Origin of the sequence: Chryseobacterium sp. 2TAF14, from assembly GCF_052115105.1 — a bacterium.
GTDB lineage: Bacteria > Bacteroidota > Bacteroidia > Flavobacteriales > Weeksellaceae > Chryseobacterium.
In genome coordinates, this window is the sequence record NZ_JBFRGA010000018.1 from 1 (window position 1) to 23666 (window position 23666).

The 23666-nt window shown below is 34.0% G+C and carries 19 protein-coding genes; 8 read left to right on the forward strand and 11 right to left on the reverse strand.

Annotated features, from left to right (window positions below; genetic code table 11):
* Window positions 1-147: 147 nt before the first annotated feature.
* From AB4Y90_RS03830 to AB4Y90_RS03865, 8 genes are all read right to left on the reverse strand, one after another.
* On the reverse strand, window positions 148-969 hold the full coding sequence (locus AB4Y90_RS03830; RefSeq protein WP_441556081.1) for a class I SAM-dependent methyltransferase: 822 nt from the start codon (window positions 967-969) through the stop codon (window positions 148-150).
* A 112-nt stretch (window positions 970-1081) separates the two neighbouring features.
* Entirely contained in the window at window positions 1082-2944 is a 1863-nt protein-coding gene (mnmG, locus tag AB4Y90_RS03835) for a tRNA uridine-5-carboxymethylaminomethyl(34) synthesis enzyme MnmG (RefSeq protein WP_441556082.1), read from the reverse strand.
* A gap of 153 nt (window positions 2945-3097) precedes the next feature.
* On the reverse strand, window positions 3098-3523 hold the full coding sequence (gene ybeY / locus AB4Y90_RS03840) for an rRNA maturation RNase YbeY (RefSeq protein ID WP_441556084.1): 426 nt from the start codon (window positions 3521-3523) through the stop codon (window positions 3098-3100).
* 4 nt (window positions 3524-3527) lie between these two features.
* Window positions 3528-5684, reverse strand: coding sequence for a patatin-like phospholipase family protein (locus AB4Y90_RS03845; protein ID WP_441556085.1), 2157 nt, complete (start codon window positions 5682-5684; stop codon window positions 3528-3530).
* Window positions 5685-5686: 2 nt separating this feature from the next.
* Complete coding sequence (locus AB4Y90_RS03850; RefSeq protein ID WP_441556086.1) at window positions 5687-8134, reverse strand: bifunctional UDP-N-acetylmuramoyl-tripeptide:D-alanyl-D-alanine ligase/alanine racemase; 2448 nt, start codon at window positions 8132-8134, stop codon at window positions 5687-5689.
* Window positions 8135-8140: 6 nt separating this feature from the next.
* Window positions 8141-8443 (reverse strand): hypothetical protein, encoded by a 303-nt coding sequence (locus AB4Y90_RS03855; RefSeq protein WP_441556087.1) that lies wholly within the window; start codon window positions 8441-8443, stop codon window positions 8141-8143.
* Window positions 8424-8744, reverse strand: coding sequence for a hypothetical protein (locus AB4Y90_RS03860; protein WP_441556088.1), 321 nt, complete (start codon window positions 8742-8744; stop codon window positions 8424-8426). Before AB4Y90_RS03860 ends, AB4Y90_RS03855 begins: the two co-directional genes overlap by 20 nt.
* A 54-nt stretch (window positions 8745-8798) precedes the next feature.
* The gene (locus tag AB4Y90_RS03865; RefSeq protein WP_441556090.1) at window positions 8799-9389 is read right to left on the reverse strand and encodes a thymidine kinase; all 591 of its coding nucleotides are present in this window, start codon (window positions 9387-9389) and stop codon (window positions 8799-8801) included.
* A gap of 60 nt (window positions 9390-9449) precedes the next feature.
* On the opposite strand from AB4Y90_RS03865, the gene AB4Y90_RS03870 reads away from it, so the two are divergent.
* The 5 genes from AB4Y90_RS03870 to fabG all read left to right on the forward strand — a co-directional run bounded on the left by AB4Y90_RS03870 (window position 9450) and on the right by fabG (window position 14463).
* Window positions 9450-10871 carry a hypothetical protein gene (locus AB4Y90_RS03870; protein ID WP_441556092.1) on the forward strand — a complete coding sequence of 474 codons (1422 nt, stop codon included), beginning with the start codon at window positions 9450-9452 and terminating at the stop codon, window positions 10869-10871.
* 256 nt (window positions 10872-11127) lie between these two features.
* Window positions 11128-11445: a hypothetical protein gene (locus AB4Y90_RS03875; RefSeq protein WP_441556093.1), complete on the forward strand. Its 318-nt coding sequence runs from the start codon at window positions 11128-11130 to the stop codon at window positions 11443-11445.
* Window positions 11445-12122, forward strand: coding sequence for a 16S rRNA (cytidine(1402)-2'-O)-methyltransferase (gene rsmI, locus AB4Y90_RS03880; RefSeq protein ID WP_441556095.1), 678 nt, complete (start codon window positions 11445-11447; stop codon window positions 12120-12122). The genes AB4Y90_RS03875 and rsmI overlap by 1 nt, the downstream gene beginning before the upstream one ends.
* Before the next feature lie 5 nt (window positions 12123-12127).
* A complete protein-coding gene (locus AB4Y90_RS03885; RefSeq protein WP_441556097.1) occupies window positions 12128-13600 on the forward strand; it encodes a WG repeat-containing protein in 1473 nt (490 codons plus the stop codon).
* Between the two features lie 119 nt (window positions 13601-13719).
* A complete protein-coding gene (gene fabG, locus AB4Y90_RS03890; protein ID WP_441556098.1) occupies window positions 13720-14463 on the forward strand; it encodes a 3-oxoacyl-[acyl-carrier-protein] reductase in 744 nt (247 codons plus the stop codon).
* Window positions 14464-14522: 59 nt separating this feature from the next.
* On the opposite strand, the gene AB4Y90_RS03895 is transcribed toward fabG, so the two are convergent.
* Window positions 14523-15563, reverse strand: coding sequence for a GMP reductase (locus AB4Y90_RS03895; protein WP_441556099.1), 1041 nt, complete (start codon window positions 15561-15563; stop codon window positions 14523-14525).
* Window positions 15564-15939: 376 nt separating this feature from the next.
* Between AB4Y90_RS03895 and AB4Y90_RS03900 the strand changes: the two genes are divergently transcribed.
* The 3 genes from AB4Y90_RS03900 to AB4Y90_RS03910 are packed head-to-tail and all read left to right on the forward strand — an operon-like array spanning window position 15940 to window position 18368.
* Entirely contained in the window at window positions 15940-16722 is a 783-nt protein-coding gene (locus tag AB4Y90_RS03900) for a prolipoprotein diacylglyceryl transferase (protein ID WP_441556101.1), read from the forward strand.
* Window positions 16719-16955 (forward strand): hypothetical protein, encoded by a 237-nt coding sequence (locus tag AB4Y90_RS03905; RefSeq protein WP_441556102.1) that lies wholly within the window; start codon window positions 16719-16721, stop codon window positions 16953-16955. Before AB4Y90_RS03900 ends, AB4Y90_RS03905 begins: the two co-directional genes overlap by 4 nt.
* A gap of 9 nt (window positions 16956-16964) precedes the next feature.
* Entirely contained in the window at window positions 16965-18368 is a 1404-nt protein-coding gene (locus AB4Y90_RS03910; RefSeq protein ID WP_441556103.1) for a radical SAM protein, read from the forward strand.
* Between the two features lie 205 nt (window positions 18369-18573).
* On the opposite strand, the gene surE is transcribed toward AB4Y90_RS03910, so the two are convergent.
* Window positions 18574-19344 (reverse strand): 5'/3'-nucleotidase SurE, encoded by a 771-nt coding sequence (surE, locus tag AB4Y90_RS03915; protein WP_441556104.1) that lies wholly within the window; start codon window positions 19342-19344, stop codon window positions 18574-18576.
* 192 nt (window positions 19345-19536) lie between these two features.
* The coding region (locus AB4Y90_RS03920; protein WP_441556105.1) for a PKD domain-containing protein at window positions 19537-23666 on the reverse strand (4130 nt) is incomplete at its 5' end.

Consider the following 23666-nt stretch of genomic DNA (forward strand, 5'->3'; position numbering starts at 1 on the left):
TATGAAAATAAGGTAGGAGYAATTTAAAAAATCAGATCATTTAAAATTAAATTAAAAGTAAAACTCAGGAAAATTTCCTGAGTTTTTTGTTTTTTGTATTAAAAATGTGAAAAATCGACCTTCAGAAATGGGTTAAAATTCGATTTTCTATTTTTTTTCTATTATGTATATCAAACTTGAAAATTCGTTAGAAAAAAGGGCTTTTACGTTAGAAATCGTTCCGTGAACCGCTGCTTTTAGCCAAAATAAGGGTGATTTTTTATATTTTTCGCTTAATAACGAGATATAAAACGAATCTAAAACGAGAGGCTTAATTTTTCTCATTTTCCAGTTTGGTTTCTTAGAGATAAGATTTTCCATTCCGTTTTTAGAAAAATGATAGATGTGTCGAGGTACATCATAAGCTGCCCAAAATTCTTTATAATGTTTTGCATCGTAAGAAGTAGGGTTGGGAACTGCAATGATTAGTAAGCCTTTTTCTTTAAGTTTTTTATTGAAAATTTCGAGCATCTCATCCTGATTTTCTATATGCTCAAACACATGCCAAAGTGTAATGGCATCAAGACTGTCATCTTCGATTGTATTGATGTTATCTAAAATTGTTGCCTTTGAAATTTTATTTTTTGCAGCTTTCCTTGCATCTGAATTAGGTTCAAAACCGAAAACTTCGAAATCATTTTCTATAAATTTTACAAATTCTCCGGCTCCGCAACCGTAGTCTAAAACTCTTGATCCTTTTTTTATTCTATCTAAAAGAATTGTTTTTTTGTATTGAAGATTAAAAGACTGTAAAAACTTATATAGCTTTTCTTTCAAACTTCCGGAATCCTGATGATGAGAAATGTAATCTTTGCTTTCATAATATTTAGAAATATTTGATGGGATAGGAGTGGTTTTGAAGACACCTTTTATTTCTGTTTCTTTGATTTCAAATATTTCCTGAGAAAGAAAATGATCTTTTATTTTCATGAATATATTCTTTTTATATTAAAAATTAAGATATTCAGAGTTTAAAATAAGCTCATAAATATCTTAATTTTCGCTTTTATTTTATCTATGTTTCACGTGAAACATTTTATAATTAACGTCCTAAATAGACCAATAAAACGTTTATATCGGCTGGAGAAACACCACTGATTCTTCCTGCTTGAGCTACCGTTTTAGGTCTTACATTATTCATTTTTTGTTTAGCTTCTGCAGATAAACTTGATATTTTTAGGTAATCAAAATCTTCAGGAATCTTTACATTTTCTAAACGATTAAGCTTTGCAACGTTCTCTTTTTCTTTTTCTATATAACCTTTATATTTTATATTTACTTCAGCCTGTTCTCTTACTTCATCATCATAATTTGAAGAAACTTCTTTTATGGCGTCAATTTCTTCAAGTTTTTCCAAGGTAATATTAGGTCTTGTAAGAAATTGTGATGCTCTGTAAGCTTGGTCTACAGGATTACTTTCAATGCTTTCCAAAATAGGATTAATGATTCCCGGCTTTAAAGAAGTTTCTCGTAAAAATGCCTCAAGTTCCTGACTTTTAGCTATTTTCTCTTCAACTCTTTTTAATCTTTCGTCTTTTGCCAAACCTAATTGATGAGCTTTTTCAGTCAATCTGATATCTGCATTATCCTGTCTTAAAAGTAGCCTGTATTCTGCTCTTGAAGTAAACATTCTGTAAGGTTCTTCAGTGCCTTTCGTGATTAAATCATCAATTAAAACACCGATATAAGCTTCATCTCTGTTTAGAATAAATTCATCTTTTTCATGAACTTTATTATGGGCATTAATACCTGCCATTAAGCCTTGTCCGGCCGCTTCTTCATATCCGGTTGTACCGTTGATTTGCCCTGCAAAATATAAGTTATCAACCAATTTAGTTTCTAAAGTATGCTTTAATTGAGTAGGAGGGAAGTAGTCGTATTCAATAGCGTAACCAGGTCTGAAAACTTTTACATTTTCAAATCCCGGAATCTGTTTCATTGCTTTTATCTGAATGTCTTCAGGAAGAGAAGAACTGAAACCATTTACATAAATTTCTACAGTCTTCCAGCCTTCAGGTTCTACGAATAGCTGATGTCTTGTTCTTTCAGCAAAACGATTTATTTTGTCTTCAATACTTGGACAATATCTTGGTCCTAAACTTTGAATTGTACCATTAAACATAGGACTTCTGTCGAATCCTTCACGTAAAATATCGTGTACGGTCTCATTGGTATAAACAATGTGGCAGCTTAATTGTTTGGTTAATTTAGGCGTGTCTAAATAACTGAATTTCTGAGGTTTTTCATCTCCTCTTTGTTCTTCCATTTTAGAGTAATCAAGGCTTCTACCGTCTACTCTGGGTGGAGTACCAGTCTTCATTCTTCCTGCTTCAAAACCTAAAGACGATAGTTGTTCTGTGATACCAAAGGCTCTTGGTTCGCCCATTCTTCCACCTCCTAATTGTTTATCTCCAACGTGGATTAAACCATTAAGAAATGTACCATTAGTTAAAACTACAGACTTTGATCTTATTTCGATTCCTAATGAGGTTACAACCCCTGCTACCTTATTATTTTCTATAATTAAGCTTTTTACCATATCCTGAAAAAAATCAAGATTTGGGGTATTTTCTAATGCTAAACGCCATTCTTCCGCAAAAAGCATTCTGTCATTCTGTGTTCTTGGAGACCACATTGCAGGACCTTTTGAAAGGTTAAGCATCTTGAATTGAATCGCAGATTTATCTGCAATAATCCCTGAATAACCGCCCATCGCATCGATTTCTCGTACGATCTGTCCTTTTGCAATTCCGCCCATTGCAGGGTTACAGCTCATTTGTCCAATGGTCTGCATATTCATAGTAACCAATAAAGTTTTTGAACCTAAATTGGCTGCAGCAGCTGCGGCTTCACAGCCTGCGTGACCTGCACCTACTACAATTACATCATATATTTCTAAAATCATATTTTATTGCTTGTTTTAAGCCTTAAATTCTATTCTTTTACTAAAATGTTTCACGTGAAACATTATCTAAATTTATAAGCTATAATCGCCTTTAAAGCGCTTTTGAAATAATATTTAGACATTTAAATTAAGAGATTAGAAATTGTTTAATATCTAAAACCTACTTAATTTATTTTGAAATATTTCTAAATATTGGTCTTCTTTGCTTCGCATTAACTGTTCTTCTGCTTCCGTTTTATCTTTGTATCCGCAAAGATGAAGAATACCATGAGCCAAAACTCTTCTGAGCTCTTCTTCATAATTTTTGGATAGGGTAGAAGCGTTGTCTGAAATGCGCTGCAAAGATACGAAAATCTCTCCGCTTATTGTTTTTCCTTTTACATAGTCAAAAGTAATAATATCTGTATAGTAATCATGTTGCAGATAATCCTGATTTACTTTCAATAAATATTCGTCGTCACAAAATATATAATTGATTTCACCAAGTTTTTTACCTTCCGAAAGAATAAGATCTTCGAGCCAGGTTGTGTATTCTGTATTTACCGATTCCGGTAAATTTTCATAAAAGAATTGTATCATTTTTTTAAAACCAGTGTCCTAAAATCACACTGAATATTCCTTTTTGATTATTTTTTAATGAGTGACTGAAATTCAGTTTTATTTGTCCGAAAGGAGATTTGTAGCCTAAAGTAGCTCCTACTGAGCTGTAATTTACTTTCACGGCATCTTCAAAACTTATATCATCTGAAAGATTGGCAAAAGAGAAATTTCCACTTAAAAACAAGTTTTTATAAAATTTAAACTGAAGATCATTTGAAACCAAAACTACATTGTTGGTATTGAGCTGGGCAAAGTAAAAGCCCGAAAAGTTTTTGAAGTTGACAATATTCTGCTCAAATATTCCTCCAAGTCTATATTGATAATATTCGGGTAAATTATCTCCGATGGTAATTCCGCCATAAAGATTAAGATGATAGCTCAACTTTTTTGTTATGGGAAGATTTACTCTCACATCAGCTTTCACCTGAATCAGTCGTTTCTCAACTTCAGATTTCAATAAATCTATAACTTTTCCTTCTGCATTCAGATAAACGCCTTTTGTAGGAAAATCTCTATCGTTTTGAGTATCGCTTTTCAGAAATACATATGGATTTAAGAATCGGTTATAACGCTTATTTAAACCGTTCATTTCGGCTTCAAAGTAATCATGACTGATTCCGGATCCGATTGCAAATTTATTTTTCCAGACAGACTGTATATACGCTTCGTTACGCAGCCATTCCCATTTATCAACATTAATATTTGAATTATTCTTCAAATCGAAACTCATCCCTGAAGAATAGATGCCAAATCCCGGAATATAACCGTTGTCTATGAAATAGTTTAAATAATATCTCGGCTTATCACCTACAATTACATCTAAGGAAAGGTTTGAATTTTTAAATAAAAGCCTTTTTGCCGAATAATTTAATAGAAGACCCGTTTTGAAAATTTCATCATAGTGAAGTCCCACTTTCAGAAAATGTCTGGCTTCGTCTTCGGTTACATATAATTTAAGATAATTAATGTTGTTCTCGGTAACAATATCGTAATTGATAAAACGGTAATTGTTGGTTGCAACAAGTTTATCTAAACCTTTATTAATGCTTCCATATGTTTGTAAAGACGGAAGACGGAGCCCCATCTTTCCGAGAACGTAGTTTTTACCGTAAATTCTGCCGCCATCGATCGAAATGCTGTCAATCTTATAGACATTAGAATATATTGGATTTACGGCCTGTCTAACGCGGTCAAATTCACGTTTCGGCAATTGGTCTAAAATTGCTGCATATTTTAAGCCTTCTACATAACCGCTGTCAAGAATTTTTTTCTTGTCATCATAGCTTGTAGCGGTCATTCCGGTAAGATTGGGTTTGATGTTAATATCGGTATGTCGATATTGTCTTCTTGTATCTTTTTGAATACCGAAATCGATAACCTGGTTAAGAATAGAGATTATGTTATTCAGATCTTCTCTTTTAGATAAATCCTGATTTAGATCTACTCCGATTACAATATCAATTCCTTTATCCTTTAAAGGTTTTGAAGGATAATTTACCGTCATTGCACCATCAATGTAAATACTGTCGCCAATTTTCACGGGATCCATTAATGAAGGAAATGCAGAACTTGCCATAATAGACTGTACCAGATCTCCGCTTTCAAAAATCTTCATATTCCCGCTTTCAAGATTGGTGGCAACGCACATAAACGGAATTGGCAGTTTTGAAAAATCATTGATGTTGGAAACGTTTTTAAATAATTCTTTTAAAAGATAAACATTCTTCTGCCCGGAACTGATGGAAGAAGGGAGGTTAAACTTTCCATTTTTAAGAGGAATGGAGAAAAGATATTTGTCGACAGATTTATTGAAAAATGAACTTTCTTTTCTTGATTTCGGATCTCTGATCAATGAGTAGAAATCGGTATCCATCACAATTTTTTCAATTTCTTTACCAGAATATCCTGCTGCGTAAAGACCTCCTACAATCGCTCCCATGCTTGTACCGGAGATATAATCTACTTTTACGCCCAAAGAATCTAGAACTTTAAGAACTCCTACATGGGAAAAACCTTTAGCTCCGCCTCCTGCAAGCGAAAGACCGATTCTGGGATTCTTGGGAATCACCAAATCTTTCTTTACCTGAGACTGTATCTGAAGCAGCAGAAATAAGAACAGAAAAGTGAGGAGTTTTCTCATAATTAATCTTTTACATAAATCCGTTTTACACGAGGTGAAATGGAAGTTAATACTTCATAAGTTATTGTTTTGCAGTATTCTGCAAATTCTTTAAGGCTGGGTTTTGCATTGAAAACAGTTACAGTATCGCCTTCTTTTACATTAGGAATATGATCGATGTTGATCATCATCATATCCATACAAATGCTTCCTACAATTGGTGCTAAAGTTTTATTCACCCCCACATTTCCGATTTGATTTCCTATTAATCTCGGGATTCCATCTGCGTAACCAACAGGAATTGTGGCTATTTTTGTAGATTTGTGGGGTTTAAATCTTCTGCTGTAACCTACTGATTCACCACTTTCTACTAAAGTAATCTGCGAAATAACTGTTTTAAAGCTTACCACAGAATGCAATTGTTTTTGTATATCACTATTTGGTGATTCTCCCAGCATTCCGATTCCGATTCTCACCATGTCATACTGCTGAGCTGTGTAACTTGTAATTCCTGAAGAATTAAGGATATGTCGAATAGGAGTGTAGCCCAATCTTTCTATCAAATAATTTGAATTTTTTTCAAATATTTCCAGCTGGTTTAAAGTAAATTCTCTTTCATCCGGTAGATCTGAAGACGAAAGATGGCTGAAAATACTCTGAACTTTTACATTCATTGTATTTAAAGTTTTACCCAATTGATCTAATTCAAAATCTTTGAAGCCAAGACGATGCATTCCTGTTTCCAGCTTAATATGAACAGGGTATTTCTTATCATACCCGGATTTTTGAACAGCTTCATAAAACAATTCCAAAACTCGGAAACTATAAATTTCGGGTTCTAAGTTGTATTGAATCACTGTTTCATAACTGTGCTGTTCAGGATTCATTACAACAATAGGAACGGTAATCCCTTTTTTCCTAAGCTCGACACCTTCATCAACAAAGGCAACTCCAAGATAATCGATATGATGATGCTGCAGAAATTCGGAAATTTCATAACTTCCTAATCCGTAAGCATTTGCCTTTACCATTGCCATCATTTTTGTTGATGGTTTTAGTAAAGATTTATGATAATTAATATTGTGCAGAAGTGCATTTAAATTGATCTCTAAAACCGTATCATGTTTTCTGAGCTCAAGCAGGTCTTTTACTTTTTCTATTTCAAATTTTCTTGCGCCTTTAAGTAAAATGATTTGATTTTCTAATTCTGTAAGATGTTTACTTTCAATTAATTCCTGAGTATTAATGAAAGTATAGATTTTAGATTTAAATAAATCACTAAATTTTGATATTTCGTCACCGATTAAGAAAACCGTATCAAATTTTTGTTCGTTAACCAGTTCAGAAACTTCTTCATACAGATCTTTTGAATTGGAATTAACGCCGACTATATCAGTTAAAACCAAAGATTTCTTGGGCTTTTTATATTCATTCAAAAACTGAAGAGCGGTTTTAAGGGAATCCAGGTCAAGGTTAAAAGAATCATTAATGATAATATTGCTTTTAGTTCCTTCAATTGCTTCCAATCTCATTTCTACAGCCTTTAAAGCATTGATTTTTTCGATGATCTTGTGATTTTCAACTCCTAACTCCTTCAGTACAGTTATAAGCGCCAAAACATTTGTTAAAGTAGCTTCGTCTCTTTGATGAACAGGGAAAGATATTTCTTCGTCAAAATATTGCAYGACAAACTGCTCGTCTCTTGAAATATTATTTTTGAAATAAACCTGGCTTGAATTTGTAAGACCGTAAGAAATTAATTTTTTACTTGAATAAATTTCATTTATCTTTTTATAAACCAGTGAATTATCGCTGTTATAAATGATTACTTCAGAATTTTTGAAAAGTTTTATTTTTTCATCGATCAGGTCTTCTTCAGATTTGAAATTGGCAAGATGCGCAGTTCCGATATGGGTAAGCAAACCAATTTTTGGCTGGAAAATATTTTCCAGTTTTTCCATTTCATCGGGCTTTGAAATGCCGACTTCAAAAATTCCCAGCTTGTGAGAATCATTTATCTGAAGCAAAGAAAGTGGCAAACCAATCTGTGAATTGAAACTTTTAGGACTTTTCACAGTCGGAAACTCGTTCCAAAGACATTGATACAACCATTCTTTTAAAATAGTTTTTCCGTTGCTGCCTGTAATTCCGACAGATTGTATAGGCGAATTTTTAAAATGATATTGTGCTAATTTCTGGAGAAATTTTACAGAATTCTCAACAATAATCCAGGTTATATTTTCAAAATGTGGATGATGATGCTCAGAAATAATGATGTTAATTCCTCTGTCAATAGCAGATTCAATAAATTTTTCACCAGAATTTTTAGAAGTATTAATCGCAATAAAAGCTGTGTTTTTTGTAGAATAAATAATCCTGCTGTCAAAAGCAATGTTTTTGATGATTATATTTTTATTGCCAATGATTTTTGCATTGGTGATGTCTGCGATTTGTTTTACTGTATAATTCATTTCATTTTAAAGATCATCAATCACAAATTTTTTGTCTTCGTTCTGATAATTGTTGTATAAGCATAATATTTTGAGATATTCAGATTCTAGTTTGTAAATAAGCGTAGTCTGCTCTGTGATCATAAGTTTATGGTAATCAGATGATTGATCTAATTTTTGAAAAATTACTTTTCTATCTAAAATCAATTCAATTTTACGGTTAAGAATCTCCATAAATTTCTGATATTCTCTGTACGTAAAACGATTTCCAATATAATCTTCAATTTGCTCAAGATCTTGAAGAGCAAAATTAGACCATCTTATTTCCATATTTCTTCAAAAAACGTTCTTCAGAAATTCTCATTACATCGCTGTGAGAAAAATATCTACCTTCATCCAGCTCTTTTTCTGCTTCCTTTAAAGATTCTAAAAAAGAACTTTCCGGCTCAATGATCTCAGCAATTTTCAGCAATTCTTCTGGGAGAAATTTTTTCTCTTTCATTTTCCTAAAAAATGTAGGTTCAGAAATCCCTGTCTTTTCAATAATATATTTTATTTTGAAAGGCGAGTTTTTCAGAATCTCATCAATAGAATTACTTATTTTTATATAATTTTTAATTTCTAATATCATTTTTTGATAGTTTTTACTATTAAATTTTAAACAAAATTAAAAATAAATATGATATTAAACTTCTTTTTTATTTAAAACTTCATCCACAAAAACTCTTCTGCTTACTGCATCGTAAGATTCTGTTTCTCCGAGTTCTACCAGATTTTTTCCTTCAGAAGTTCTCATCGAATAATTGGCTAAATTTCCTGTTCTCCTGCAAATGGCGTGTACCTTTGTAACGTATTCTGCAGTTGCCATAAGATAAGGCATCGGTCCGAAAGGGCGCCCAAGAAAATCCATGTCCAAACCTGCAATTACCACACGGATTCCGCTGTTGGCAAGCTGATTGGCAACAGCTACAATACTTTCATCAAAAAACTGTGCTTCATCAATTCCCACCACATCACAATTTGATCCCAACAGAATAATTTCATCAGGATTTTCTACCGCAGTACTGCGAATCTTGTTTTGGTTGTGCGATACCACGTCTTCATCAGAATATCGCACATCAATTTTAGGTTTAAAAATTTCCACATTCTGCCCCGCCATTTCTGCCCTTCTGAGTCTTCGGATCAACTCTTCGGTTTTTCCGGAAAACATTGAGCCACAAATAACTTCCATCCAACCGCTCTGTTTGGAATGATTAATTGTATTTTCTAAAAACATTTGTTAAATTAGCCGTAATATTTTAACATCAAAAGTAAGCAATTTTAATAAGAATCTACGATGCAGAACATTCAAGATTTAAAGGATAAGATTTTTTTTGAATCCACGAGTATCATTGATATTTTGGGCAAAATAAATAATGTTGACGAACTGATTTCGAAACAGGATCTTCTGAATGATCTTGCAGAAAAAATTGCTTTTTTGAAATTGCTGGATAAGAATCTGGGCGATTACAAACAGCAAAATTCAAATTTTAACGATCATAAAAAAGAAGAATCTTTGGTTTCAAACTATTTGGTTACCGAAGAAGAAGCTATTTTTAATAACGAACTGAACGAAATTGGCAATGAATCTTTTTCTGAAACTGAAACTGAAGTTGAGGAAGAAGAAGCCATTTTTAATAATCAGCTGAATGAAATTATTGAAAGCGATTTTCATGAGAGTATCGTAAATCTTGCCGAAGAAAACCAGCCTGAAGCGAACGAAAATTTTGTTTCAGACGAAATTTCAGATCACCTTGAACTTGAAGAGGAAGCAGTTTTCAACAAACAGTTGAATGAAATTGATGAAGAACCAGAAAATACTGACCGTGTTTTGAGTTTTGTAGATGAGGAAAGAATTTTAGAAGATTCTGAGCCTGAAAATGATGACGATTTTAGTGATGAAATTTTTAACGGAAAAGTTACAGAAGAAGAAATTGTTTTCAATGATCAGTTAAATGAAATTACTGACGAAGAGAATGTTAATTCTGAAAAAACATCCGCAGAAACCCATATTATTCCGGATATTTTTGAAACGGAACATCAGGAAAATGAAATTTTGATTGAAGAAACGGAAAATGAATATGTTTCAACCTTTAATCATGAAAATGATGAGATTATTTCAGAAAGCTCAAATGTAGAATCTATTTTAAATGAAATTAAAAAAGATTCTGAGGCTCCGGAAGAGGAAATTGAACTGAAAACAGAAGATTCTAACCGCGGAAAAATTGTTGATATTGATAAATCACAACCTGAAATAACGCAGGAAGTTCCGAAATCTGACGAAAGTTTTGAAAATATTGAAGCGTATCGCCAGGAAAAGAAAATAAAGCTTGCCAACATACGAGGTTTGAAAACAATTCAGACTTTGTTTGATGATGATCCTCTGGAAAGAGAAACTCCGCATGAAAAAGTAGAAATTCCGGTGGTAAAAGAAGATACGGGAAGTTTAATTAAAACAAATATTCCTACAGATTTTATGGAAGCCAAAAAGCCAAGACCCGAGTTCAGGCTTGATCTGAATGACAGGCTTGCTTTTACAAAGGTACTTTTCAACGGAAGTCAGACCGATCTGAATGATGCCATTTCTGAGCTTAACAGATGCAAAAATTTAGACGAAGCAAAAGAATTTCTGAGTGAGCTGTATTACGATAAAAACTGGGAAAAAGTAGATGAATATGCTCAAAGACTTTGGGTATTGGTAGAAAATAAATTTTTATAGAATCTCAATGAGCAGAAACATTAATGTTTTTGGAAAAAAAATAAAATCTGATAAACTTATATTTTACATTATTTGTATTGCGGTTTTATCTATTTATATTTTTCTTGAAAAGCCTTTTGTTAAAACAAAATATCTGCAAAGTGATGTAAAATATTTTGAAGATAATTATTCATGGAAAATTTATCTTTTTATATACGTTATTCTTTTTCTTTTTGTCTTTATTAAAATCAAAAAAAATGCTGAGGAAATTGGCGGATTGATACTTGCTTTTCTCTTTTTATTATTTTTAGGATATTCTTTCCTTGTTAATTTTATTACAATTAATGCGTTGTATATCAATCAGATAAAATCTGTGGAAAAGGAAAAGGTTGAATATGTGATATTTAATTATGAAAATCAGATTTCAATTCGAACAAAAAATAGTAAAGAATATATTTCAGACAGAAAATTTTTTACTCGACTAAATGAAAAAAGGAAAATAAACAAAGCACAGCCTTTGAATCAAATAAAACATGGTGATACAATAAATGTTGTTTATGATAAAGGGTTATTTGGATTCAAATATTTAAATTAATGAGCGGTATTTTATATTTTGTTCCGACACCGGTCGGAAACCTTGAAGACATGACTTTCAGAGCGATCAATACGCTGAAGGAAGCAGACTATATTTTGTGTGAAGATACCCGAACTTCGGGAATTCTACTGAAGCATTTTGAAATTTCAAAACCTTTGAAATCTTATCATCTTCACAACGAGCATCAGGCGACAGAAAAAGTGATTGCAGACCTTAAAAACGGACAAAATATTGCCATTATTACCGATGCAGGAACTCCGGGAATTTCAGATCCGGGTTATTTACTGGCAAAAGCGGGATCAGATCACGATATTGAAATGATTTGTCTTCCCGGCGCAACGGCTTTAATTCCGGCTTTGGTGGTTTCCGGTTTGCCGAATAACGAATTTCTTTTTGCAGGTTTTTTACCTCAGAAAAAAGGCAGACAAACCAAGCTGAAGCAGCTTGCAGAAGAGAAAAAAACAATCGTTTTATACGAAAGTCCGCATAAAATAAATACAACTTTGGAACAGATAAAAGAATTTTTCGGTGAAGAGACAAAAGCAAGTTTAAGCCGTGAAATCTCAAAAAAATTTGAAGAAACTAAACGAGGAACAATCAATGAGTTAATTGAATTCTCTAAAAGTAAAACTTTAAAAGGTGAAATTGTTTTAATCGTTAATAATTCTTTAAAGTAATTTCATTGAAAAAAATAATTTTCATCCTGATTTCGGGTATTTTTTCAGCACAGACCAATCAGTACAAAGAGATATTATTATCTAAAAAAATCGGGAAAGAAGTACGCTCTTACACCAATGGCTACGGAATCGTTACCGGTTCTGATGCAGAAAATTCTTCTATCATAGATTCTCTGGGAACAATTTCTTTTAATTATCCTTATAAAAGTGAAATTCTCCGCTTATCAAAAAACAGGTTTATTCTGAAGGCAAAAGAAGGTGAATCGGCGGGAAAAACGGCTTTAATAAACGCAAACGGAGATCAGCTGATCCCGTTAGATAAATTTAAATACAGAACCTGGGAAAACAGAGATCGTCTGATTGTTTCAAAAGACGGGAAAGACGGTGTTTACGACTATAATGGTAAACAGATTATTCCGTTTCAGGATAAAATAGAATTTGCAAACGACAGCAGATTTTTTATTAAAAAAGATAAGCTCTGGTTTATTTATAATTTTGACGGTCAACAGGTTTCTGACAGAGAGTTCAAGGAAAACCTTAAATTTTACAAAGGAAAAGTTTATGTAAATACCGGAATAAAAACCGGTGAAGTGATCGATATCGACGGTAAAACGGTGAGCCGGTTTTCAGATCATTATATCGAGGATATTAATGGTTTTCCTTTTCTGATCACTAAAAATATTGCTAAAAATAAATACGGAATCGTAGATGAAAATGAGCAGGTTTTAGCAGAAAATATATACGATCAGGCTTTTGTAGGGCGCARTTATATTTACCTTATCAAAGACAATAAAGTAAGTGTTTTTTCTAAAACGGAAAGAAAAGTTTTCCCTACAGAATATCATTACGTGAATCATTTGTTTAACGGCATTTTTAAAACACTCAAAGACAATAAAAATCCTAAAATTGCTGTTATTAAAATGAATGGCGACATTATTTTGCCTAAAGAATATGACGTTGTGGAAGGCTTTAAAATAAAAGGCGAAAATTATGTTTTTGTAAGCAAGGATGACGAGGAAAAACTTTTAGATGAGAATTTTGAAAATGTTTTGGACGAAGGATTTCAGATCGAGAAAATCTTTTTTAATAACATCATTGTTAAAAAAGATAAAGTTTATTATAAATTTTCACCAAAAGACAAATCTTACACGCCCATAAAGAATATTGTTTCCATAAAACCGTTTCAGTTTTATCCTGCAATAATCGGCAAAAATAAAGAAAACCTTTACGGAATGCTTGATGAGGAAGGAAATGAGATTGTTCCTTTTATCTACGATGATATTGTAAGCTTTCTTTCAGGAGATGAAGTTGTGGTGCAGAAAGGAGATAAATTTGGCGTTACCAACCTTAAAAATGAGCCTCTTACAGAAGTTATTTATGATAAATATTCTGCAGACAACAAAAAGCTTACCCTCACAAAAGATAAAGAATCTGAGGTGCTTGATTTTACTACCTCGGAAGAAAAGGCGGTATTTTAGAATATAATTGCGGATTAATTGGTGAATTAAACCTCGCAAAAACAAAATATATATATTTGCAAACTGAATAATTGTATCACTCAAATTGTTTGGATTTTTAAAAATAAAATAATCATTATATGAAACTATTAGAAGGAAAAGTAGCGCTAATTACCGGAGCTACACGAGGAATCGGGAAAGGGATTGCCGAAATTTTTGCGCAGCAGGGTGCAAAAGTAGCATTTACATATGCCGGTTCTGTAGAAAAAGCGAAAGAATTAGAAACTGCTTTAAGTTCTGTAACTCAGATTAAAGGTTATCAGTCTGATGCATCAGATTTCGAAGCTGCACAGAAATTGGTGGATGATGTAATGACAGAGTTTGGTAAAATCGATATTTTGGTAAACAATGCAGGGATTACTAAAGATAATTTGTTGATGAGAATGTCTAAAGACGATTGGGATACGATTATCAAAGTAAACTTAGATTCTGTATTCAACCTTACAAAAGCGGTAATTAAACCAATGATGAAGGCAAAATCTGGCTCTATTATCAATATGACTTCTGTAGTAGGAGTAAAAGGTAACGCAGGACAGGCAAATTATGCTGCTTCTAAAGCAGGAGTTATCGGGTTTACAAAATCTATCGCTTTGGAATTAGGTTCAAGAAACATCCGTTGCAATGCGATTGCTCCGGGATTTATTGAAACTGAAATGACTGCTGCTTTAGACGAAAAAACAGTTCAGGGATGGAGAGACGGAATTCCTTTGAAAAGAGGAGGACAGCCTGAAGATGTGGCAAATGCTTGCGTATTCTTAGGAAGCGAGATGTCTTCTTATATTTCCGGTCAGGTTTTAAACGTTGACGGAGGAATGTTAACTTAAGAAAATATTTAAATTTAAATATAATCCCTTTCGTAAAATTTATGAAAGGGATTTTTATTTTAATCATTAAAAACCTGATTTTCCTGCTCCTGAACCCGTATAAAAGTCGTTCTTTTAGATAATTCTTTTAGCGTGGAAGCTCCCACATAAGTACAGGTTGATCTCACACCACCCAAAATATCTTTCACTGTTTCTGAAACCGAACCTTTGTAAGAAACCTTCACCGTTTTTCCTTCCGAAGCTCGGTATTCCGCAACACCTCCGGAATGTTTATCCATAGCTGTTTTAGAACTCATTCCATAAAATAGCTTAAATTTTTTGCCATTTTCTTCCACTAAATCACCGCCACTTTCGTCATGACCGGCAAACATTCCGCCAAGCATTACAAAATCTGCTCCGCCGCCAAAAGCTTTGGCAACATCTCCGGGAACTTTACAGCCTCCGTCTGCAATAATATGACCTTTCAAACCATGCGCTGCATCGGCACATTCAATAATTGCTGAAAGTTGAGGATATCCAACTCCCGTTTTTACCCTTGTTGTACAAACCGAGCCCGGTCCGATTCCTACTTTGATAATATCTGCACCGACTAAAAGCAGCTCTTCCACCATTTCTCCGGTTACGACATTTCCTGCCATAATAATTTTGTCAGGGAAATTGGCTCTTGCTTTCTTCACAAACTCAACAAAATGCTCAGAATAACCATTGGCAACATCAATGCAGAGAAACTCGATTTTTGGGTGCTTTTCGAGGATGGTTTTTATTTTTTCTTCATCTGCTTTTCCTGTTCCAGTGCTTAATGCAATATACTGATGAATTTCTTCGGGCTGATTATTTAAAAAATTGCTCCATTCTTCCGGAGTATAATGTTTGTGAACGGCTGTTATGATTTTATCTTTTGCAAGCTCAACCGCCATTTCGAAAGTTCCGACGGTATCCATATTGGCTGCAATAATCGGCGTTCCCTTCCATTTTTTTTTGGTATGTCTAAAGGTGAATTCTCTTTCAAGATTAACTTCAGAACGGGATTTCAAAGTAGAACGTTTTGGTCTGAACATTACGTCTTTAAATCCCAGTTTTATATCATATTCTATTCGCATAATTTGGAAAATTATTTTAATTAAAATTAAGGAAAAGATTTTTAGAATTCTCGAAAACAATTGTTTTTATAAAATATTTATGAGTAATGTGACAAAATTCGTCTCCCGCAGATTTCACGGATTTTCACGGATGATTGAAAATTAAATTACCACGAATACACGAATTATTTACCATAACTTTTTAAATAAATATTTGTGCATTCGTGGCAAAATACAGCATATTTAACAGCTAATTATGCTATGTAAATATTGAAAAATAGTAGTATTATTCAAACAATTACAAAGAAAACTATTTTGAGATAATTAGAATAAGTTTTTTTTAACGCAATCATCTGTGCAAATCCGTGAAATCTGTGGGAGAAATAATTCGCAAAAATTGTCTCAACATCAATTGAAATATCCTATTTTTGGTTTTATGGATTTTCCTGTAACCTTTCAGATTTTCGGTAAAACGATTTTGGCACATCCTGTTTTTGAAACCGTCGGGATTTTTATCGGGATGCGGTATTATTTTTATTTAAAGCGAAAATCAAAAGAAAAACTGTCGTTCAACACTTCTGCGGCAGTTTTAATCGGAGCTACAGCCGGAGCTTTGATTGGTTCTAAACTCATTGGAAATCTTGAAAATCCTTACACGCTGTTTGAAAATTTCAATTTTAAAAGACTCTGGACGAATAATACAATTATCGGAGGTTTGGCTTTCGGGCTCATCGGCGTAGAGTGGGCAAAAAAAATAGTCGGGCATAAAGAAAGTACCGGAGATCTCATTGTTTATCCTTTAATTTTAGCAATGATCATCGGAAGAATTGGCTGTTTTCTTACAGGAATACACGAGGAAACTTACGGATTACCGACAGATTCTATTTTCGGAATGCATCTTGGCGATCAGTATTTAAGGCATCCTGTTGCGCTGTACGAAATTGCTTTTCTTATTGTTTTGTGGATTGTTTTAAAAATAATTCAGAAAAAAAATAAATATCCTTCAGGATCTATTTTTCAGCTGTTTATGTTAAGTTACTTTAGCTTCAGATTTTTATTAGATTTTATTAAACCTAAAATTGATATTATTGGAAATTTGGGAACCATACAATTGGTATGTATTTGTGTAATTATTTATTACATTTATAAAATTAAAAACTCAAAAAAAATTACAAAATGAAAACTCTGACGCTTCTGGAAGGTAATATGGATTTAGGAGGGATCGTGGTGATGATTATCGGAATTATTCTCATCGTAGTTTTCGTTGTTTCGTTAGTGGTTGCTGCGATTGCAAAAGTGATTTACGAATGGGATAACACAAAGAAATTTACTACCGGACAATTTTGGAGAACGGTTTTGATTTCTATGTTGATTGGCGGATTAATCAGTGGTTTTGTTTGTGGTGGAATGTAAAAATAAACTATGCCGATAAGAAATTATACTTATTACGATTATACGATCAGCCTTTGTCCGGAATGCCTGAAAAGGGTAGGAGCCAAGATTATCATCGAAGACGAATCTGTTTTTATGACGAAAAGATGTCCTGATCACGGATTTTTTAAGACTAAAATTGCTTCCGATGTTCATTATTACAAGAACATCAGAAATTACAATAAAGCTTCTGAAATGCCTTTACATTTCGGAACCGAAGTAGAATATGGCTGTCCTTACGATTGCGGTTTGTGTGTTGATCATGAGCAACATAGCTGCCTTTCGATCGTGGAAGTTACAGATCGCTGTAATCTGACGTGTCCGACTTGTTATGCAATGTCTTCTCCGCACTACGGAAGCCACAGAAGTTTGGAAGAAATTGAAGCCATGTTTGATGTAATCGTAAAAAATGAAGGCGAACCGGATGTTGTACAGATCAGTGGGGGTGAACCTACGATTCATCCTGAGTTTTTCAAAATCATGGATATTGCCAAGTCGAAACCCATCAAACATTTAATGCTCAACACAAATGGTGTTAGAATTGCCAATGACCCTGGTTTTGCAGAAAAATTGGCTACTTATGCTCCTGAATTTGAAATTTATCTGCAGTTTGATTCTTTTAAACCTGAAGTTTTAGAAGATTTCAGAGGAAAAGATTTGACGGATGTAAGAATGAAAGCTTTGGAGAAATTGAATGCTTTAAACCTTTCTACAACGCTGGTTATTGTTCTTCAGAAAGATAAAAATATTGATGAGATAGGTAAAATAATTGATTTTGCTTTAAAACAAAAATGCGTCCGCGGAATTACCTTCCAGCCTGTAGAAATTGCGGGAAGAAACCGGGACGATTCTGCACACGAAAAAATTACCTTGACGGAAGTAAGACAGGAAATTTTAAACCAGTTTCCGCTGTTGAATGGCGACGACATCATTCCTGTTCCGTGTAATCCGGATGCTCTGGCGATGGGTTATATTTTGAAATTAGAAGGCGAAACAATTCCTTTGACGAGATACATCAATCCTGCCGATTTGCTGAATAATGAAACCAGAAATACAATCGTCTACGAGCAAGACACAGGATTACAAATGCAGCTTTTAGATATTTTCAGTACGGGAATTTCTGTGGATAAAGTTCAGCCTAAAGTAAACCAGTTATTGTGTTGTCTTCCTGAAGTTTCCGCTCCTAATTTGGACTATGATAATTTGTTTAGGATCATCATTATGAATTTTATGGATGCACACGATTTTGATGTTCGTGCTGTGAAAAAATCCTGTGTTCATATTGTGAATAAAGATTTAAAGCTTATTCCGTTTGAAACGATGAATCTTTTTTATCGTGATGATAAAATTAAATATTTGGAAGAATTGAGAAAGGAGGATAAGGTTTTGTTTTAATTAAATTTCCCTCAGATTTCACAGATTTTCACGGATGATTGAGAATAAAATTGCCACGAATGCACGAATTTTATTTTTAATAATATTTGTGTATTCGTGGCAAAATAATTAGTCAGACTAAATTTTTACATCAATTCACAGACTCCAACAGATTTTTTTACACGCAATAATCTGTGAAAATCTGTGAAATCAGTGGGAGAAAAATTTAATCAAACTTCATAACCTCACTCAAAGTATTCATATACTCGTAAGCGGTTAAATCAAATTTTACCGGAACAATTGAAATATATCCGTTTGCCAAAGCAGTTTCATCAGCATCTTCAGATTCATCCATATTGTTGAAATAACCTGTTAACCAATAATATTTCTTTCCGTGCGGATTGATTCTTTCATCGAAACTTTCTTCCCATTTTGCATGAGCCTGCTTGCAGATTTTCACTCCTTTTATTTCTTCTTTCGAAAGTTTAGGGATATTTACATTTAGTACCACACCTTTAGGCATCGGATTTTCTAAAGTTTTCGTAACGATACCCTGGATATATTCTTTAGCCTGCGTAAAATCTGCTTCCCAGCTGAAATCTAAAAGCGAAAAGCCAATCGAAGGCAATCCTTCTACACCACCTTCCACCGCTGCAGACATTGTGCCCGAATAAATAACGTTGATGGATGAGTTTGCACCGTGATTAATTCCGGAAACTACAACATCCGGTCTTCTGGGAAGTATTTTATCCAAAGCCATCTTAACGCAGTCTACCGGCGTTCCGCTGCACGAAAAATCTCTTTGCGGACCGTCTAAATGTACTTCTTCATAGCTTAAAGTGGAGTTGATGGTAATTGCATGACCTTTTCCGCTTTGTGGCGAGTTGGGAGCAACCACAATTACTTCCCCAATTTCATTCATAAATTCTACAAGATTTCTGATACCCGGAGCTGTAATACCGTCGTCATTTGTTACCAGAATAAGTGGTTTTTCCATAAAAAAAATGATTTTTACAAATATACGATGTAATTTTAATTGAACTATGATCTCTAAAAAAGCATTTTATAAGTTTAATAATAAAATATTTTAGAGTTAACAAATAAAACTCTGATTTAACTTCAATGTATTAATTAAAAACCACGCCTTGAAGAAGCGTGGTTTTTAATTAATGCGATAAAATAAATGAATTTATTTTTTAATAAATTTCAGGCTTTTCGAACTCTTTTTAGTAATTATATCAATAATATAGTTACCCTGAATAAGTGCACTAATATCTATGGCAGATTTTATTTCTGAACCTGATATTACTTTTTTCCCGTCCACACCGTAAATTATATAGTTAAATGGTTCAGATGTCTTCACGGTGAGAATATCTGTAACAGGATTAGGATATAAAGATATTTTTTCCTGGTTATCTACTGAAGCTGCCATATTATTCAGCATTTTATCCGATGATGTCTCAGGCGTAATATAAGAATCTGGAGGAATAGGAGTCATTCCTAAATATCTTGGTTCGTCTTTTGCACATCTTACATTCATAGCAGTCTGTGGAGATACCTGATCTCCTGAAGCCAACATATGACCACCTGATTCTGTTTTAATTCTCATACCAATTGAGTTGCCTTCTAAGTGCTGAGAAGCACCCGAGCTCCAAACGCCAGTATATGCTTTATTTGTATATATTGTATTAGTATTGCCATTTCCTCTAAAACTGGTATTTGGAAAGTTTCCGATATTATAATTAGGATTATTTAGGATCCAACCATACATTATCCCTGCGCTCTCTATGTGTACACCACCGTAATTTGAACCAATATAATGTGGATTGTGTTGAGTATTTCCATTTATTTTACCATTGTACCAAGGTGAGCTTCCATTTTCTTGTATAACAGCCATCACATCCGGAACCCTCCAACCTTGCGGGCATGGATCGAATGGAGATTTTTTATCAGCATGTCCCCATCTGTCAGGAGCTAAACCATTCTCATCAGAAATCCAGTCATAAACTGCAGGATTATGTATCGTATTATGATATAAAAAAGTGAGTGGATTTTTAACAGAATATTTTAATACTTTTTCTGCATTTATATATTTTTTATTGCCTGACAAAACTCCTGCAGCGGTACTGTAACTGTTATAATTCTCTGTATAGTTAGTAAGATAATTGCTTGAAGAGATATTTGTATAAGCTAAAGAAAAACCGGCGGAAGGTGTAATTTCTGTTATTCCTTTGTAAATTGAATATGTACTTCCACCAGGCTTGATAAAACTTGGTATTGGATCTTTTCTTCCCCATTGAAAATGTAGACCTCCTGATTCCTTAGCTTTATTCAATAAAGCAGCATCGCTCGGATTATCTTTTAAAGCTGTAGGCATTGCTGAAACAGCACCTAAATTTCTATCCATAAAAGTAGTCGTAAGAGGAGGTTTTCTACTAGGTGTTGGATTTATAATATGATAAGTAGCAGACAAAGTAGAATCATTAGTATATCTGTAATTGCTTACTTCCTCATCCGTAGCCCATATGTGCCATGACCACAATATCTGCGGATTGCTTAAATTTCCATTGTACAAAATAACAACGGCATTTCCGTATTGCTGTGGATTAATATTTACTACCAGCTCAGAATTTCGGCTGGCTGAAGATGAATTAAAACTTAGCTGGCTGATCAGCTGATTATTATCTGTCCATAAAACAGCGGTTTTAAGATTAGACAATGCACCAGAACCAAAATTTACATCATAATCTTCCGGAAAATATTTAGCAAATACTGAAAATGCTTTTTTAATCGGAATATTAATCGTTTTCGGACTTGTAGTATGATTGGCAATCATATAGCTGTTGGGTAAATTCAATTCACCCTCAAAATAATTTACAGGATCCGTTTCAGGAACAAACTCTGTAGGGAAATCTGTTGCACCATAACTGGCTGTTGCTACGGTGAAAAGATTAGGGTCTTTCATGCATCTTACTGCATTCCCATCTTTTGATTGCGGTAGCTCATTAATAAATATTTTGTGAGAACCGTGAGTTCCGCTTGTCGGTTCAGATATATATTTGAAAGCTCGAGTTCCTCCTTGAGCATAAGTAGCTTCCCAAATTGCTCCGTCTGCTGCTTCATCCTGAAACTCTATGTGTGGCTCTGAATTAGGAGAGACGTCATTTGGATAATATTCATAATTACCGGAAACAGGGATTACCCCCAGATTTCGATTTGAATTCTCTCTGAAATCATATCCTAATCCCGGATAAACCTTAGCACCTGGAAGAGCGGTATTTTGTGCGGTTGGAGTAAGAGCATTATTAGAAGCGTTTGTATCATCATTTACTCCGCTATTATATCTTCCAAAAGGGCTATGATTATTATTAGTTGTTATTCTTCCATAATGAGAAGGAACTCTCCACCCGTTTGGACAAGGATCAAATGAAGATTTTAGCTCGTAAGATTTACTGTCAGCCTTTAATGACGTATTGCTTGAGCTTGCATTACTCATACCGCCTCTGTAATTATCCGCCCATAAATCCCATGCAGTCGTGCTGTTGCGGTATTGTTCTTTTGAAAACCATGTTCCTGAATCTGTATTGTGAAGTATAGTAAGAGGATTTTGGACTGAATATTTAATATTTTTGCCAATCTCGTCATAAGGTCGTGCAGTATTATCAATAAACTTCGTAGAATTAGGAACTGTTGGAGTATCTTTATGTCTTATCGTACCATTTTCATTATAAATTTCATAAAATGAATAATCTTTGTATACGAATGTAGGAATCGGGTCTTTTCTTCCCCATTGGTACATCAGTCCGCCGGATTTGTTCCATTCATTCCCTAAAAATTCTTTTGAAGTAGCTCCCAAATTTCTGTCTAAATATTTTACCTGAAATGGCTGATTATTAATATCAGTTTCAAATTGCTGAGAAAAAGTGGAGCCATTTTGGGTAGGATCATCCGTAACCCAAACATGCCAACTCCAGTAAATCTGGTCGTTAACTTTATATGAAACAACAGCATTTCCTTTACCTTTTTTCTTGTCTACCAATACTTTTATCTTTGCATTTTCACCGATTCCCTCAAGAGCAACAGATTTTATCAGACCCGGAACATCTTCCCAGTATAAGCTTGCTGTATTTGTTCCGCTCGGAATAGGTGTGTTTGTTCCACCTTCTCTTAGATATTCATTGGAAGACCACATTACATAAGCTTTTTTTACAGGGATATATAAACCGGCGTTATTTTGACTGGGGTCGAAAATATAGCTGTTAGGAGATTTTGTATAATCAGTTGTTATACAATTCGTTATTTGAATATAATCACTTATCTGCAGTATAGAAATTTGACCATTTGAATGAGTAACTTTCAATTCTGCATCATAATAACCCGCAACAGCAAAAACTACTGAAGGATGAGCTCCTGTTGCTGTTATAACATTTGTTCCATCGGTAAATGTCCAATCATAGGTACTTCCTGTATTTTCTGTTGTGCTAAATACAACCATGGCATCTTTACAGGCATTAACTGCATCAGATGTGAATTCTACAACCGGATTAGTGGTAGCAATTAATCCTAAAGAAATAAATCCTGCAACGCTTGCAGAATTTCGTTGAGTAGATCTTTGATTATCAACAACAACTTTTATTCTGTAATTCCCCTCACTGATTGGACCGTCAAAATTTGTATTTCGGGTGGTATAGATTGCGGGGGTAGCGCTTGAGTTAGAAATAAGTGTCTCCATTGTAGTTCCATCTGTATTTTCTTTTACCAAGTATGTAGTTTGCCTGTCCCACGCTAAAGTCTCTAAAGAGAATATAGCATTAAGATTTGCGGGGATAGTAAAAGATTTACTGACATAAGTAGAAAGTCCAACCCCTATGTTACTTGTAATGAAAGTACTTCTTTTCGGACCCGGAAAAGTAATAAGCTGTGGATATGACCATCCGCTCGCATCATATCTAGAAGAGGCTGTTCCCGACGAACCGTTCCCATTTGTGTACGTCCAATCTGAATCTAATGTTCCATTTGTCATCAATGTACCATCGTCATATCTTCCTGTACAAAGATCTATCATTCCTGCTTCTGAAACTGAAATTGGAGTCGAAATCGTTGAAGAACCAAAGGAATTGGTTACTGTGAGTTTCACAAGGTAATTCCCTGCAGCCGCATAAGAGACACTAGGATTTGCAGCTGTGGAAGAGGAAGGATTTCCACCTGAGAATTCCCAAGCTAAGGCAGTTGGGTTCCCCGTACTTTCATCAGAAAAATTAATGGTACTGTTTCCTGTAACAACTGCTGAAAATTTAGATAGCGGACTTTGTGCATGGA

Excerpts from the sequence above, each read along its gene's own strand:
- AB4Y90_RS03845 (WP_441556085.1), bottom strand. The coding sequence starts at position 5,684 with ATGAGAAAACTCCTCACTTTTCTGTTCTTATTTCTGCTGCTTCAGATA.
- rsmI (WP_441556095.1), top strand. The coding sequence starts at position 11,445 with ATGAGCGGTATTTTATATTTTGTTCCGACACCGGTCGGAAACCTTGAA.
- AB4Y90_RS03870 (WP_441556092.1), top strand. The coding sequence starts at position 9,450 with ATGCAGAACATTCAAGATTTAAAGGATAAGATTTTTTTTGAATCCACG.
- AB4Y90_RS03830 (WP_441556081.1), bottom strand. The coding sequence starts at position 969 with ATGAAAATAAAAGATCATTTTCTTTCTCAGGAAATATTTGAAATCAAA.
- surE (WP_441556104.1), bottom strand. The coding sequence starts at position 19,344 with ATGGAAAAACCACTTATTCTGGTAACAAATGACGACGGTATTACAGCT.
- AB4Y90_RS03860 (WP_441556088.1), bottom strand. The coding sequence starts at position 8,744 with ATGATATTAGAAATTAAAAATTATATAAAAATAAGTAATTCTATTGAT.
- ybeY (WP_441556084.1), bottom strand. The coding sequence starts at position 3,523 with ATGATACAATTCTTTTATGAAAATTTACCGGAATCGGTAAATACAGAA.
- AB4Y90_RS03895 (WP_441556099.1), bottom strand. The coding sequence starts at position 15,563 with ATGCGAATAGAATATGATATAAAACTGGGATTTAAAGACGTAATGTTC.
- AB4Y90_RS03905 (WP_441556102.1), top strand. The coding sequence starts at position 16,719 with ATGAAAACTCTGACGCTTCTGGAAGGTAATATGGATTTAGGAGGGATC.
- mnmG (WP_441556082.1), bottom strand. The coding sequence starts at position 2,944 with ATGATTTTAGAAATATATGATGTAATTGTAGTAGGTGCAGGTCACGCA.
- AB4Y90_RS03910 (WP_441556103.1), top strand. The coding sequence starts at position 16,965 with ATGCCGATAAGAAATTATACTTATTACGATTATACGATCAGCCTTTGT.
- AB4Y90_RS03865 (WP_441556090.1), bottom strand. The coding sequence starts at position 9,389 with ATGTTTTTAGAAAATACAATTAATCATTCCAAACAGAGCGGTTGGATG.
- AB4Y90_RS03855 (WP_441556087.1), bottom strand. The coding sequence starts at position 8,443 with ATGGAAATAAGATGGTCTAATTTTGCTCTTCAAGATCTTGAGCAAATT.
- fabG (WP_441556098.1), top strand. The coding sequence starts at position 13,720 with ATGAAACTATTAGAAGGAAAAGTAGCGCTAATTACCGGAGCTACACGA.